This window comes from Chitinophaga sp. CB10, assembly GCA_001870995.2.
In the GTDB taxonomy this organism is placed as follows: domain Bacteria; phylum Bacteroidota; class Bacteroidia; order Chitinophagales; family Chitinophagaceae; genus Chitinophaga.
Genome location: MLAV02000005.1, coordinates 84,509 through 98,417, shown reverse-complemented (window position 1 = coordinate 98,417; position 13,909 = coordinate 84,509). Strand labels below are relative to the sequence as shown.

At 50.8% G+C, this 13,909-nt stretch carries 14 protein-coding genes; 13 read left to right on the top strand and 1 reads right to left on the bottom strand.

The annotated features are described in order from the left end of the window. The first annotated feature begins 27 nt into the window (after positions 1–27). From trpD to BOC67_RS09130, 13 genes are all read left to right on the top strand, one after another. Positions 28–1,020 (top strand): anthranilate phosphoribosyltransferase, encoded by a 993-nt coding sequence (gene trpD / locus BOC67_RS09190; protein WP_291909696.1) that lies wholly within the window; start codon positions 28–30, stop codon positions 1,018–1,020. Further along, a complete protein-coding gene (gene trpC / locus BOC67_RS09185; RefSeq protein ID WP_291909695.1) occupies positions 1,020–1,820 on the top strand; it encodes an indole-3-glycerol phosphate synthase TrpC in 801 nt (266 codons plus the stop codon). Before trpD ends, trpC begins: the two co-directional genes overlap by 1 nt. 468 nt (positions 1,821–2,288) lie before the next feature. Then, positions 2,289–2,930 (top strand): phosphoribosylanthranilate isomerase, encoded by a 642-nt coding sequence (locus BOC67_RS09180; RefSeq protein ID WP_291909694.1) that lies wholly within the window; start codon positions 2,289–2,291, stop codon positions 2,928–2,930. A 37-nt stretch (positions 2,931–2,967) separates the two neighbouring features. Further along, complete coding sequence (gene trpB, locus BOC67_RS09175; protein WP_291909692.1) at positions 2,968–4,176, top strand: tryptophan synthase subunit beta; 1,209 nt, start codon at positions 2,968–2,970, stop codon at positions 4,174–4,176. Positions 4,177–4,181: 5 nt separating this feature from the next. Further along, the gene (gene trpA / locus BOC67_RS09170; RefSeq protein ID WP_291909689.1) at positions 4,182–4,982 is read left to right on the top strand and encodes a tryptophan synthase subunit alpha; all 801 of its coding nucleotides are present in this window, start codon (positions 4,182–4,184) and stop codon (positions 4,980–4,982) included. A 7-nt stretch (positions 4,983–4,989) separates the two neighbouring features. Beyond that, positions 4,990–5,583 carry an imidazole glycerol phosphate synthase subunit HisH gene (hisH, locus tag BOC67_RS09165; RefSeq protein ID WP_291909688.1) on the top strand — a complete coding sequence of 198 codons (594 nt, stop codon included), beginning with the start codon at positions 4,990–4,992 and terminating at the stop codon, positions 5,581–5,583. A 2-nt stretch (positions 5,584–5,585) separates the two neighbouring features. Further along, entirely contained in the window at positions 5,586–6,725 is a 1,140-nt protein-coding gene (hisA, locus tag BOC67_RS09160; protein ID WP_291909687.1) for a 1-(5-phosphoribosyl)-5-[(5-phosphoribosylamino)methylideneamino]imidazole-4-carboxamide isomerase, read from the top strand. 11 nt (positions 6,726–6,736) lie between these two features. Continuing rightward, positions 6,737–7,492, top strand: a complete 756-nt coding sequence (gene hisF / locus BOC67_RS09155; RefSeq protein WP_291909686.1) for an imidazole glycerol phosphate synthase subunit HisF — start codon at positions 6,737–6,739, stop codon at positions 7,490–7,492. Between the two features lie 19 nt (positions 7,493–7,511). Next, a complete protein-coding gene (gene hisIE / locus BOC67_RS09150) occupies positions 7,512–8,105 on the top strand; it encodes a bifunctional phosphoribosyl-AMP cyclohydrolase/phosphoribosyl-ATP diphosphatase HisIE (protein ID WP_291909683.1) in 594 nt (197 codons plus the stop codon). A gap of 22 nt (positions 8,106–8,127) precedes the next feature. Continuing rightward, complete coding sequence (locus BOC67_RS09145; RefSeq protein WP_291909680.1) at positions 8,128–9,213, top strand: TlpA disulfide reductase family protein; 1,086 nt, start codon at positions 8,128–8,130, stop codon at positions 9,211–9,213. A 71-nt stretch (positions 9,214–9,284) separates the two neighbouring features. Further along, positions 9,285–10,421, top strand: coding sequence for a TlpA disulfide reductase family protein (locus BOC67_RS09140; RefSeq protein WP_291909677.1), 1,137 nt, complete (start codon positions 9,285–9,287; stop codon positions 10,419–10,421). Between the two features lie 251 nt (positions 10,422–10,672). Next, the gene (locus BOC67_RS09135) at positions 10,673–11,032 is read left to right on the top strand and encodes a BlaI/MecI/CopY family transcriptional regulator (protein WP_291909675.1); all 360 of its coding nucleotides are present in this window, start codon (positions 10,673–10,675) and stop codon (positions 11,030–11,032) included. Positions 11,033–11,042: 10 nt separating this feature from the next. Next, positions 11,043–12,581, top strand: coding sequence for a M56 family metallopeptidase (locus tag BOC67_RS09130; RefSeq protein ID WP_291909673.1), 1,539 nt, complete (start codon positions 11,043–11,045; stop codon positions 12,579–12,581). A gap of 191 nt (positions 12,582–12,772) precedes the next feature. Here BOC67_RS09130 and BOC67_RS09125 read toward each other — a convergent pair whose 3' ends face one another. Then, positions 12,773–13,825: a formylglycine-generating enzyme family protein gene (locus BOC67_RS09125; protein ID WP_291909670.1), complete on the bottom strand. Its 1,053-nt coding sequence runs from the start codon at positions 13,823–13,825 to the stop codon at positions 12,773–12,775. Between the last annotated feature and the right edge of the window lie 84 nt (positions 13,826–13,909).

Below are 13,909 nucleotides of genomic sequence, written 5' to 3'. Positions count from 1 at the left end.
ATTCTTCAGTCTATCACTAATATCACCATGAAAAAGATTTTAAATTACTTATTCGAACATAAAACATTTAGTCGCGATGCCGCTAAGGAAATACTGACCAATATCTCCAAAGGCATGTATAACGACAGCGAGCTGGCCGCGTTCATGACCGTGTTCCTGATGCGCTCTATCACCATCGATGAGCTGCTGGGCTTCCGCGATGCGCTGCTCGAGCTCTGCATCCCCGTTAACCTCAACGGCTACAACGTACTGGACATCGTAGGTACCGGGGGGGATGCAAAAAATACGTTTAATATTTCTACCTTGTCGTGCTTTGTAGTGGCCGGCGCCGGCGCTAAAGTAGCCAAGCACGGTAACTACGGCGTATCCTCCGTTAGTGGCGCTTCCAACCTCATGGAGCTGGTAGGGTACAAATTCAAGAATGACGACAGTAAGCTGAAAGCTGAGCTGGAAGCGGCCGGCATCTGCTTCCTGCATGCGCCGCTGTTTCACCCGGCATTGAAAAATGTAGCGGGGATCCGCCGCCAGCTGGGTATCCGTACCTTCTTCAACATGCTGGGGCCACTGGTAAACCCCGCTTTTGCGCAACATCAGCTGATAGGCGTGTACAGCCTGGAAATGGCCAGGGTGTACAACTATCTCTTCCAGCAAACGGATAAGCAGTTTGTGATTGTGCACAGCCTGGACGGATACGATGAAATATCCCTTACCGCCGATACCAAGGTGATCACCAACAAGGGTGAGCAGGATTGGACGCCGGAGCAGCTGGGCAAGCGTAGAGTACACCCCGAGGATATCTATGGTGGCAATACGCCGGAAGAAGCAGCTAAAATATTTTTGAAAATACTCAAGGGAGAAGGCACCTGGGCGCAGAACTCCGTCGTATTTGCCAACGCGGCGATGGGACTGTATAGCCTCGGTACCTACCAGACCTACGAGGATTGCTTTGCCGCCGCCGTGGAATCGCTGGAATCCGGCAAAGCATACAAATCTTTCCAGAACCTGATAGCATTACAATAATGAAAAATATCCTGGCAGAAATAGTTGCCCACAAACATACGGAAGTAGCTGCCCGCAAACAGTTGCGCAGCACGGCAGAACTGGAACAGGCGCCGTTGTTCGGAAGAGAAACATTGTCCCTCTGCCAATTCCTGCGCATGCCGGAAAAGACGGGCATCATCGCGGAGTTCAAACGCCGCTCTCCCTCCAAAGGCCTGATCAACGGCAATGTAACCGTGCAGCAGGTGACCACTGCCTACACCCGTTACGGCGCTTCCGGCCTCTCCGTGCTGACGGACGAAAAGTTTTTTGGCGGCACTTCTGACGATTTGCAGCAGGCGCGCAGCTACAACCAGGTGCCTATCCTCCGCAAGGATTTTATTGTGGATGAGTACCAGATTGTAGAGGCCAAAGCCATCGGCGCGGATGTGATCCTGCTGATTGCGGAATGCCTGGAAGCGGCGGAGGTAAAACAGCTTTCCACCTTTGCGCATAACCTGGGCCTGGAAGTATTGCTGGAAGTGCATAGCGAATCGCAGCTGGAAAAGGTGAGCGAGCATGTGCATCTCGTGGGGGTGAACAACAGGGATCTCATGACCTTCCAGGTGGACTTTAACCGTTCCTGCGAGCTGGCCCCGAAAATTACGGCCGGTAAGGTAAAGGTAGCGGAAAGCGGGATCAATGACCCTGCGGCTATTGTGACCTTGCAAAAGGCGGGCTTTGAAGGTTTCCTGATCGGGGAACATTTCATGCGGCAGGAAGACCCGGCACGGGCTTTTGAAAACTTTGTATCCGAAATGCGGAAGCTGGCTGGGAGATAGGAGCGGGTGGTTGCTCGCAGAGTGGCGTAGGGTGCGGATGGTTGCTCGCAAAGTGGCGTAAGGTGCAAAGAGGCAAAGAGGGGTGGGGGTCTTTGCAGATAGAGCGGATGGTTGCTCGCAAAGTGGCGTAAGGTGCAAAGAGGCAAAGAGGGGTGGATGTTTTTTGCAGATAGAGCGGATGGTTGCTCGCAGAGTGACATAAGGTGCAAAGAGGCAAAGAAAGGTAAGTATTGTTTTTAAGCTGTTAAGACTTGTGTTTGGTTACCTGCCTGTAAGCAGGCCGGCATCCAGCTTTGCGGGAAAAGGGCCGAAGGCCCACTTTGCTCCCTTAAAAACAACAAAACACAATCCTTTGCATCTTTGCGAGAAAAAATCCGCTTTAATCATCCTTTGCGAGAAAAAAATCCGCTTGCACGATCAAAACACCCCCCTCGCCAATAAATGACAAAAAACTAAAGAACAATCCAAATGCAAATAAAAGTTTGTGGCATAACAAAACTCAGCGACCTGCAAATGCTGGTAGAAAACAAAGCCGATTTTGCCGGCTTTATCTTCTACGAGCGCTCGCCCCGCTTTGCCGGCAACCGCATCGATGCCCGCTCTGTACGCGAAACCAAAGGCATCCGCAAAGTAGGCGTATTCGTAAACGCTTCCATGGAGCAGGTGCTGACCACCGTGGCAGCCTATGCGCTGGACCTCGTGCAGCTCCACGGGGATGAAACGCCGGAGTTTTGCGCGGCTGTGCAAACGAAGGTACCTGTCATCAAAGCTTTTCGTATAGGCGCCAGCGTCAACTGGGAAAAGGAGATCGCGCCCTATCTCCCGGTTACGAAATATTTCCTGTTCGATACCGCTTCCGAAAAAGGATATGGCGGTACGGGGGATCGCTTCAACTGGGAGCTGCTGCAACAGTATCCTTATCAACACCCGTTCCTGCTCAGCGGCGGTATTGCCCCCGGCCAGGAAGCGGAGATCGGCAGCCTGCAACTGCCACAGCTGTTTGCGGTGGACATCAACAGCAAGTTTGAAGACAGTCCGGGCGTAAAAAATGCTGAAAAAGTAAGCGTATTTGTAAAGGGCCTTCGCAACGCCCTGCAACAGGTACCCTAAACGAACTAATATTGATCAACATAAAAATTATTGTATCATGGACATTGCGATAGATACTAGCAAATCCAGGTATCATGTGGATAAGAACGGCTACTACGGAAGATTTGGCGGCGCCTATGTTCCTGAAATGCTCTATCCGAATGTGGAAGAATTAGAGCAGCAGTACATGGAAGTCCTGCGTGATCCCGGTTTCCAGGCGGAGTTTGAAGACCTCCTGAAAAACTATGTAGGCCGCCCTTCCCCGCTGTACTATGCCAAACGATTATCCGCCAAATACGGCGCGAAGATATACCTGAAAAGGGAGGACCTGAACCATACCGGCGCGCATAAAATCAACAATACCATCGGGCAGATCCTGCTGGCGAAGCGGTTGGGTAAAAGTCGCATCATTGCTGAAACCGGCGCGGGGCAGCACGGGGTGGCCACGGCTACCGTTTGCGCCCTGATGGGTATGGAATGCGTGGTGTATATGGGAGAAGTGGACATTGAGCGCCAGGCGCCCAACGTGGCCCGTATGAAAATGCTGGGCGCAACGGTGGTACCTGCCAGCAGCGGCAGTAAAACGCTGAAGGACGCTACGAACGAGGCAATCCGCGACTGGATCAACAACCCGGTAAATACCCATTACATCCTCGGCACCGCTGCCGGCCCGCATCCTTATCCGGATATGGTGGCCCGTTTTCAGTCGGTTATCAGTGAGGAGATAAAAAAGCAGCTGCTGGAACACGAGGGGCGTGAACACCCCGATTACCTCGTTGCCTGTATTGGCGGAGGCAGTAATGCTGCCGGCACATATTTCCACTTCCTGGACGTTCCGGAAGTGAAAATCATTGCGGTAGAAGCGGGGGGTAAAGGCATCCACAGCGGCTACTCTGCGGCCAGTACCAAGCTGGGTAACATCGGTATCATACATGCCTGCAAAACGCTGCTGATGCAAACGGAAGACGGGCAGATCGTAGAGCCGCACAGCATTTCAGCCGGGCTGGACTATCCGGGCATCGGGCCGATGCATGCGCATCTGTACGAAACAGGCCGCGGTGTCTTCCTGGACGCTACGGACGATGAGGCCCTGGCTGCCGGTTATGAACTGAGCCTGCTCGAAGGGATCATCCCCGCCATGGAATCCGCACATGCCCTGGCCAAGCTGAAAGACCTGGACCTCAAGCCCGAAGACGTAGTGGTACTGTGCCTGTCAGGCCGCGGTGATAAGGATTTGAACACATATATCACCCACATGAAAAAGTAAAGCGTATGCAGAACCGTATAGATCAACTGTTTGCTTCCAAAAAGAAGGACATACTGAACATATATTGCACGGCGGGCTTCCCGGAGCTGAACAGCACCCTCACCGTTATGAAGGCCCTGCAGGACAGCGGGGCGGACATCATTGAGCTGGGCATGCCTTTTTCGGACCCGCTGGCCGATGGTCCCGTTATCCAGGACAGCAGCACCCGCGCGCTGAAAAACGGGATGAGCCTCCACAAACTGTTTGAGCAGCTGGAAGGCTTCCGGAAAGAAATCCACGTGCCGGTGATCCTCATGGGCTACCTGAACCCCGTATTACAGTACGGCGTGGAGGCATTTCTGAAAAAATGTGCGGAAACAGGGATAGACGGATTAATTTTGCCTGACCTGCCGATGGCGGAATATGAGCAGGATTACAAAGCGATCTTTGAACAGTATAACCTGGACCTCATCTTCCTCGTAACGCCGGAAACCAGCGATGCGAGAATACGCAAGATTGATTCCCTCAGCAGGGGCTTCATTTATGCCGTATCCTCCAGCTCCACCACCGGTAAGGACAAGGATATGGGCAACCAGGAAGCGTATTTTGCACGGCTGAAAAGCCTGCAGCTGAACAATCCCGTGCTGATCGGCTTTGGTATCAAGGACAAGGCTACCTTCGATGCGGCGGCGGCTCATGCCAACGGCGCCATCATTGGTACCGCATTTATCAAAGCGCTGGAAGGCAGTACTGATATTGTCGCTACTGTAAAATCCTTTGTGGCCAGCATCCGCGAGGGCAAAACCCTGGCAGAAAAGACTATTTAAACTGATTATGAAAACAGTTATTGTAAAATATAACGCTGGTAATATACGCTCCGTGCAGTTTGCGCTGGAGCGTATAGGCGTAAACGGTATTGTTACGGATAATGTGGAAGAAATCCGGTCTGCCGATAAGGTAATATTTCCCGGGGTGGGCGAAGCCAGCACGGCGATGGCCTATTTGAAGGAGCGCAAGCTCGACCAGGTGATAAAAGACCTGCAGCAACCGGTACTGGGTATTTGCCTGGGTATGCAGCTGATGTGCAAGCACTCGGAAGAAAATGATACCGAATGCCTCGGCATTTTCGACAGCAATGTAAAGAAGTTCGAATCGCCGGTGGCCAACCTGCTGAAGATTCCGCAGATAGGCTGGAACAACATTACCAACCTGCACAGCGTGCTCTTTGAGCATGTACCGGAAAACAGCTACATGTACTTTGTGCACAGCTATTATGCGGCGCTGGGCGCGGATACCATAGCCATCACCAATTACGTGATCAACTACAGCTCCGCCCTGCAAAAAGATAATTTTTACGGGGTGCAGTTCCACCCGGAAAAATCCGCTACGGCAGGTTCCCGTATCATTGAAAATTTCCTGAACATTTAGCGATGAATATTCAACGTATCAGTGCCGCAGATACATTGCAGCTTCGCAGGGAGGTGCTTTACCCGAACGAAACGCTACAGGCGGTGAAGGTAGAGGGCGACGATGACGGGCTGCATTTCGGGGTTTATGAAGGGACACAACTGGTAACAGTTGTTTCGTTGTTTATACAGGGGCCTGAAGCGCAATTCCGCAAGCTGGCCACGCATCCTGCCTGTCAGGGCCGGGGCTATGGAAAAGCCATCCTGGCGCATATCACGGATTTTTGCCGTGCCAACGGGGTGAAAACACTCTGGTGTAATGCCCGCAACACGGCCGTTTCCTTCTACGAGCAACTGGGTTACCGGACCGTAGGAGATTACTTTACCAGGCAGGGGATCGTATTTGTGAAAATGCAGATCCCTGTCGAAACCAAGATCATGTCATCATTTGAAATAATTCCTGCCATTGACATCATTGATGGCAAGTGCGTGCGGTTAACGCAGGGCGACTACAGTCAGCAGAAAGTGTACAACGAGCATCCGCTGGAAGTGGCCAAAGAGTTTGAAGCGCTGGGCGTAAGGCGCCTGCACCTGGTAGACCTGGACGGGGCTAAAAAAGGCGCCGTGGTAAACTGGAAAGTGCTGGAAAATATTGCCGGCAAAACTTCGCTGGTGACCGACTTCGGCGGAGGCATCAAAACGGAGAAGGACCTGCAGATCGTATTTGAAAGCGGCGCGGCGCTGGCCACCATCGGCAGCGTGGCGGCAAAGGAGCCGGAGCTGTTCTTCAGCTGGGTCAAGCAATACGGCCCGGAAAAAATCTTCCTTGGCGCAGATGTGAAGGAAGAGAAAATTGCCGTGGGCGGCTGGCTGGAAACCACCGGTTTATCAGTGTATGATTTCCTGCAAAGCAATATTGCCCGTGGCGTTCATAATATTTTCTGCACAGACATCGCGAAGGACGGCTTGCTGCAAGGCCCCAGCGTGGACTTGTATAAGAAAATCCTGGAGCGCTTCCAGGGTATAAACTTTGTGGCCAGCGGCGGCGTAAGCAATATCGACGATGTGGCGGTGCTGAAGGAGATCGGCTGTAGCGGCGTTATCATCGGTAAAGCCATCTACGAAGGGAAAATTTCCATGGCCGAATTAAAAACATTCCTCTAAAAGATCATTTTATGCTGACCAAACGAATCATACCCTGCCTGGATATTAAAGACGGCAGGACGGTGAAGGGGATTAACTTTGAAAATATCCGCGATGCAGGCGATCCTATTGAGTTAGGCGCGCTGTACGCTGCCCAGGGCGCCGATGAGCTGGTGTTCCTGGATATAACGGCTACGAATGAACGCCGTAAAACTTTATCGGCCCTGGTGACCGAAATAGCCCGTCATGTGAACATCCCGTTTACGGTGGGCGGGGGCATCGCCAGCGTGGAAGATGTGAGCGTGCTGCTGCAATCCGGCGCGGATAAGATTTCTGTAAATACCTCCGCGTTCAAGAATCCCGGGTTGGTAGACGAGCTGTCGCGCCAGTTCGGGAGTCAATGCATCGTACTCGCCATCGATACCCGCTTTGAGGGGGACGACTGGTATGTGTACCTGAACGGCGGCCGTGTCAAGACGGAAGTGAAAGCTTACGACTGGGCGAAGGAAGCCGTAGAACGGGGCGCCGGGGAAATCCTGCTGACCTCCATGAACAACGACGGTACCAAGCAGGGCTTTGCCCTGGACATTACCGGTAAGCTGGCGCAAAACCTGAATGTGCCGGTAATCGCTTCCGGTGGCGCAGGTACCATGGAGCATTTTGTGGATGTGTTCCAGACGGCGCAGGCAGATGCAGCCCTGGCCGCCAGTATTTTCCACTACAAAGAAATTGAAATACCTACGCTGAAGAATTACCTCTATCAGCAAAACATCAATATGCGGTTCTAACCATCAAGAGTAATCATTTATGCAGATAGATTTTAAAAAATCCCCGGACGGCCTTGTTCCAGCTATCATCCAGGATGCGGCAACGCAAAAAGTGCTGATGCTGGGATATATGAACCAGGAGTCGCTCGATAAAACATTGCAGGAAAAGAAAGTAACGTTTTACAGTCGCTCCAAGCAACGGCTCTGGACCAAAGGAGAGGAGAGCGGCAATTTCCTGTTTGTGCAGGATGTGAAAGTGGATTGCGATGCCGATACCCTGCTGATCAAGGTAAACCCTGTGGGCCCGGTATGCCATACCGGTGCGGATACCTGCTGGGAGGAAAAGAACCTCAGCAACGACTTCCTGTTTGAGCTGGAAGGCATTATTACGGACCGTTTGAACAATCCTTCCGAGAACTCCTATACTTCCAAACTTTTTGCCCGCGGTATCAATAAGGTAGCGCAGAAAGTGGGAGAGGAAGCCGTAGAAGTAGTGATTGAGGCAAAAGATAACAACAATGACTTATTTTTGAATGAATCTGCCGACTTGTTGTTTCATTACCTGATCCTCTTACAGGCTAAAGGGTTCACACTCAGCGATGTGATCGCAGTGCTGAAACAAAGGCATAAATAGTTATATTTATAAAAAATATCTTATGAAGCGTTTTTTGCTGATTATGGGAACAGTATTGCTCTCTGGTGCTGCATTTGCCCAGGAAGTAGTATCTGGTGTGATTAAGGGAGGTACGGGCAAGTACCTGTATTTGTTTGATGATGAGGATAATAACCCGGATGATTCGGTACTGATCAAAAATGACCAGTTCAGTTTTAAGGTAAAGGCGGGCAAACAGCCAACCATCCATGCGCTGATCCTGCAAAACACCGATTATCCGATGTTGTTTGTAAGCGGGGAAGGGGCCGTACATGTAGTAACATCCGCAGCAACGTTTCCGATTGCCACTGAAATTAAAGGGGGAACCAACACGCGGGACCTGCAGGCGTACCAGCAGGCTTTTGAGCCGTTGATTAAGAAGGCCAATGAGCTGAATAAAGAGGCCCGCGGTATTGCCGGTGATAATGAAGCCGCGAAGCAGGCTTTCCGTGATAAGGCGGAGGGTTTTGGCAACGAGGTGGTGAAGGTGGGTTCGGCGTTTGTAAAGGCCCATCCCAAAAGTATAGCGAGCATCTGGCTCATGTTAAACGAACTGCGTAACAGGCTGCAGCCGGATGCGTTTAAGGAAATGTTTGCCGGGCTTGATAAGTCGGTACAAAATTCCAAATACGGGGAAATGGCCACCGCCTATATAAAAAGTATCTACCGGGATGCAGTGGGCGTACCTGCGGAAGATTTTGCGCAGGAAGATGCAAAAGGCCAGCTGGTAAAGCTTTCCTCGTTTAAAGGCAAGTATGTGCTGGTAGATTTCTGGGCCAGCTGGTGCGGCCCATGCCGGCAGGAAAACCCTAATGTAGTAAAAGCTTATAATAAGTATAAAGATAAGAATTTCACCATCTTAGGCGTTTCGCTCGACCAGGATAAAGATCGCTGGCTGCGTGCCATTACCCAGGACGGACTGGCCTGGACGCAGGTATCCGACCTGAAAGGCTGGGGCAACGAAGTGGCCGTACAATATGGTATTCAATCTATTCCGTCCAATTTCCTGATAGATCCGACCGGTAAGATCATTGCCCGGAACCTCCGTGGCGAGGCTTTGGAAGCAAAGCTGGCAGAGCTGTTACATTAGCCGCTTATCATTTTAAGGTTGATTAGATGCTGCCTTTTGAGGAAATTTGTTATTCGTAAAAATAAAAACCAATGAAGAAATTAGTCATAGGTGCCGCATTGTTAATGCCGGCATTATTGTTTGCCCAGGATAAAAAAGCTGTCACCGCAAAACCTTTCACCATTCAGGGCACCGTATCCGAGCAGAAAACCCCTGCGAAAGTTTTCCTGAGAATGCGTAAATCAGGCGAAACTTTCATCGATAGTACCGTTACCAAAGACGGGAAGTTTACTTTCAGCGGCACGCTGGAAGAGCCAACTATGGCCAGCCTGATGCTGGCGCCGGAAGATGCCGGCAAATCCGTGTCTATGCGCAGGGATATGCTTGCGGTATTCCTGGATAAAGGTACCGTTACCATCACTACTACCGATTCTATCAGCAAGGCAACCGTAACCGGTTCCAAAGCTAACGACGACTATAATAAACTCAGCGAGCAGCTGAAAGGCGTAACCGAGGCCGGCATGGCATTGCAGCAGCAATACCGCGCCCTCTCCCAGGCTAAGGATAAGGAAGGCATGAAAGCGCTGGAAGCCCGTTACGACAGCCTGGATGCAGCAGAGAAAGCAATTGAGACCAACTTCTTCAATGCCAATACATCTTCACCGATCGCCCTGTTTGTACTCAACCAGGTGGCTGGTTACGATATTGATGTGAAAGCCGTAGAGCCGCTGTACAAAAAACTGAGCAAAGAGGCGAAAAACCTGCCTTCCGGTAAAGAGTTCGCAAAAAGACTCGAAGCCGCCAGGAAAACCGCTATCGGTAGCCCTGCACTGGATTTCAGCCAGGCTGACAGCACGGGGAAAGCGATCTCACTGGCTTCCTTCCGCGGTAAATATGTACTGGTGGACTTCTGGGCCAGCTGGTGTGGTCCTTGCCGTGCGGAAAACCCTAACGTGGTAAAAGCTTACGAAAAATTCAACCCTAAAGGGTTCGAAATCCTCGGCGTATCCCTGGATGATAAAAAAGACAAATGGCTGGCTGCTATCAAGGCGGATAAACTGACCTGGCAGCATGTATCAGACCTGAAAGGCTGGAACAACGCCGTTGCTGGCTTGTATGGCGTGCGCGCTATTCCGCAGAACTTTTTGATTGATCCTAAGGGTAGGATTATTGCAAAGAACCTGCGTGGCGAGGAGCTTGAAAAGAAACTGGCGGAAGTGCTGAACTAAGCGCAGCTGCTTTTAAATATTTCAGAAAGAGGGTGTATCTGTTACAGATGCACCCTCTTTTTTTAATATAGCCCTCAGATCATAGTAGCAATGCGGGGCCTGCTATTGCAGCAGCCTTTTTTATGAGGCTATTGCAAAGTAATTACCGTCTTTTTTAGCCCTATCCTAAAAATAAATTTGGTTAGTTACGAAAGTTTCGTAGATTTACGAAAGATTCGTAGTTATAAGTTCATCATCAAACTCAAACCTCAATGGAAAAGCTTAGTCCGCAGGAAGAAGCTGCAATGATCGCCATCTGGAAAGCCGGGAAAGGCTTTGTGAAAGACTTCCTGGAAGTCCACGCTGCGCCCGCGCCTCCGTACACCACCCTGGCGTCGACCATCAAAAACCTGGAGAAAAAAGGGTTCGTGGAAAGCAGGAAAGTGGGTAACGTATATGAATACTCGCCCCTGATCGAGGAGCAGGTGTACAAGAAGAAGTTTATGAACAGCTTTGTGAAGGATTACTTCGCGGACTCCTATAAGGAGCTGGTTTCCTTTTTCGCAAAGGAGAAGAAGATTTCTCCGGATGAACTGAAAGAGATTATTAACATGATTGAGAAAGGCAAATAAACATGCAACTATGGTACCTGCAATCCTCATCTATCTGCTGAAGGCCAATGTGGCGCTTACCTTGTGCTTCCTGGCTTACCGCTTTGGGCTCCGGAAGCTGACATTTTATACGCTCAACCGGGTGTTCCTGTTGCTGGGCATCCTCGTGGCGGCGCTGTTCCCGTTGATTGATATTAACAGCTTCGTACACCGGCACGAAGAAATAGGGCAGGTACTCACTTATGTGCCTGATTTCAGCCAGTGGCAGGAAACGCCGCATTTCAACTACTGGAACATCCTGGTATATGCTTTCTGGGCAGGTGTTGCGCTCATGGTAGGGCGTTTTATGATACAGCTTCGCTCAATGTACAAAATCCATAGAAGCGCAACGGACGATGCCATCAATGGCACGCCAGTGAAGGTATTGCACTCGCCGGTAAACCCGTTCTCCTTTTTCCGGAACATCTACATCAACCCTGTATTACACCAGCCGGATGAAATTGATGATATTCTCCTGCACGAGCAGGTGCATGTACGCCAATGGCATAGCGTGGATGTGATCATGGGCGAACTCAATAACATTTTTTACTGGTTCAATCCCGGCGCATGGTTGATGAAATCAGCCATACGGGAGAATCTAGAGTTCATCACCGACCGTTACCTGTTACGCCAGGGCGTGGACCGGAAGACCTACCAGTACAGTCTTTTAAAAATAAGTGGGATCCCATATGCGACGGCCATCGCAAACAACTTCAATTTCTCACACTTAAAAACAAGAATTATGATGATGAATAAAAAGAAATCATCAACCTATCACATGCTGCGGTACGTTGTGCTTGGCGCTATGGTTGGCGGGATTGTTTTGTCCCTCAATTATAGTCGCGCTGCAACCAACATGGTGGCGGATATCAATCCTTTCGCCCACCCGGCAGCCAAACCTGCACCGGCAGCTATGCCTGCCGCTACGCCGGTAACCTCGCCTGCTGCGGATACCAACAAGCCAAAGGAAGTGAGGAAAATAAGGGTGGAGCGCGAAAAAAAGTCACCCGGCGATTCCGCAAAGGGGCGGGTGATTGAAATACGGAAGTCGGGTAAAGGCGCAGATACTTACACCATTGGCGCAGATGAAGCGGTATTTGTAAGTGGCGATAATGTACGCGCTGTTGCAGATAGCTCCGGTGACCAGCCGCGCATCGTGTTGGTGTATAATGCGGATTCCACCAAAGGAGAAAAAGTAGTAGTAGGCCGCCCTGGCGTCATCACCGGAAAAGGCAAAGCGACCACTTACGCCGGAACCGTAACAGAAGTGCGGTCAAAACAGGGTAATGTTATTGGATTAAGAGTGGATACCGGCGGCGTAAAAACTGTTCGCATTACGGGCAATGGCGCTAAAGGAAAGAAACCTTTGTATATCCTCGATGGAAAAGTAATAGATGAAAGTGAAATGAAGGAGGTAAATCCTAATACTATTGAATCCGTTAGCGTGCTGAAGGGAGAAAATGCTACCAAAGCTTATGGTGAAAAAGGGGCAGACGGAGTGATCGTTATTAAACTGAAAAAGACAAATTAAGATATTGGCGCCATTCAATAGCTTGTAATTTTATTACTATAAAGGTCGCCTAAACAGGCGACCTTTTTTATTATGATTTGATGCAAGAGAAAACCAAAGGCGTTATTTTGCTGTCCTACGGCGACTGAATTTTACTGATTCCGCGCAACGGAGCCCGCTACTGGCCTTACGCGCCAGGAATCCATCAGTTGCTATCTTATTGATCTCGCGCAACGGAAACCGAGATTCGCCAGCCCGGATTCCGGCGTCGTCTTCATCCTGGCCGACACCCGGTAACCGCGGCAGTATTCATCGCTGCACATATAGGAACCGCCCCTGATCACATGTTTTACCTGCCCCGGGTCTTCAGGATCAAATGCCGCTGAAGGGCCGGTAGGATTAACGGACAGCTCTCCGTCTTTCCCATAGTAATTGGCGTTGTATAAATCGTGAACCCATTCCCAAACGTTGCCGGCCATGTCGTACAGGCCATAACCGTTAGGCATATACGATTTTACGGGAGCGGTGCCCACGAAGCCATCAGTAGCGGTATTTTTATAAGGGAAATTACCATTCCAGGTGTTGGCTTTCGGTTTGCCGGCGGTAAGTTCTTCTGTACCCCAGGGGTAGGGCTGATTTTTGAGTCCGCCGCGGGAGGCGTATTCCCATTCCGCTTCCGTAGGCAGTCGTTTATTGGCCCATTTGGCAAAGGCAAGGGCATCTTCATAGGAAACCTGCGTTACAGGATGGTTTTCCCTCCCTTTAATATCGCTGCCGGGGCCTTCGGGATGCCGCCAGCTGGCGCCAGCCACAAAGCTCCACCATTGTGACACATCGTTGAAAGGGACCGCATGGTCCGGCGGGGTAAACACCAGCGCGCCGGCGGCCAGCATGCTGCTGTCCGGCTCCGGAGAGCCCGGCGGAAGGCCACGCATCAGCTCCTCTTTGGAGATGGGCTTTTCCGCCGTGGTCACATAGCCCGTCTGCGCTACAAACAGCGCAAACTCCGCATTGGTGACTTCATGTTCATCCATATAAAAGCTGTCCACCTTGACGTTGTGTTTAGGGTATTCGTCCGCCACGCCGGTATTGTCGTCCGCGCCCATGCTGAAGGCGCCGGCAGGAATGAGTACCATATGGTTCAATGTATCCGGCGATGCAAAGGCGGCTGTTTCCCTCGCGGGCTGTTTCCCCTGGCCGCAGGAGGCAAGCCCTGCAAGACTGCCGAGGATACAGATATTAATAATAAATTTACTGTTGGTCATGGTCTTGTTCCCTGTTTGATCATCAAAAATAGCAATATTGAAATGGGGATAGCCTGTTTTTTTCCGGTGGCTGCCGCTAGCCTA

Bases quoted from the DNA above. Each gene is read 5' to 3' on its own strand.
- trpD (WP_291909696.1), top strand. From the start codon at position 28: ATGAAAAAGATTTTAAATTACTTATTCGAACATAAAACATTTAGTCGC.
- trpC (WP_291909695.1), top strand. From the start codon at position 1,020: ATGAAAAATATCCTGGCAGAAATAGTTGCCCACAAACATACGGAAGTA.
- BOC67_RS09180 (WP_291909694.1), top strand. From the start codon at position 2,289: ATGCAAATAAAAGTTTGTGGCATAACAAAACTCAGCGACCTGCAAATG.
- trpB (WP_291909692.1), top strand. From the start codon at position 2,968: ATGGACATTGCGATAGATACTAGCAAATCCAGGTATCATGTGGATAAG.
- trpA (WP_291909689.1), top strand. From the start codon at position 4,182: ATGCAGAACCGTATAGATCAACTGTTTGCTTCCAAAAAGAAGGACATA.
- hisH (WP_291909688.1), top strand. From the start codon at position 4,990: ATGAAAACAGTTATTGTAAAATATAACGCTGGTAATATACGCTCCGTG.
- hisA (WP_291909687.1), top strand. From the start codon at position 5,586: ATGAATATTCAACGTATCAGTGCCGCAGATACATTGCAGCTTCGCAGG.
- hisF (WP_291909686.1), top strand. From the start codon at position 6,737: ATGCTGACCAAACGAATCATACCCTGCCTGGATATTAAAGACGGCAGG.
- hisIE (WP_291909683.1), top strand. From the start codon at position 7,512: ATGCAGATAGATTTTAAAAAATCCCCGGACGGCCTTGTTCCAGCTATC.
- BOC67_RS09145 (WP_291909680.1), top strand. From the start codon at position 8,128: ATGAAGCGTTTTTTGCTGATTATGGGAACAGTATTGCTCTCTGGTGCT.
- BOC67_RS09140 (WP_291909677.1), top strand. From the start codon at position 9,285: ATGAAGAAATTAGTCATAGGTGCCGCATTGTTAATGCCGGCATTATTG.
- BOC67_RS09135 (WP_291909675.1), top strand. From the start codon at position 10,673: ATGGAAAAGCTTAGTCCGCAGGAAGAAGCTGCAATGATCGCCATCTGG.
- BOC67_RS09130 (WP_291909673.1), top strand. From the start codon at position 11,043: ATGGTACCTGCAATCCTCATCTATCTGCTGAAGGCCAATGTGGCGCTT.
- BOC67_RS09125 (WP_291909670.1), bottom strand. From the start codon at position 13,825: ATGACCAACAGTAAATTTATTATTAATATCTGTATCCTCGGCAGTCTT.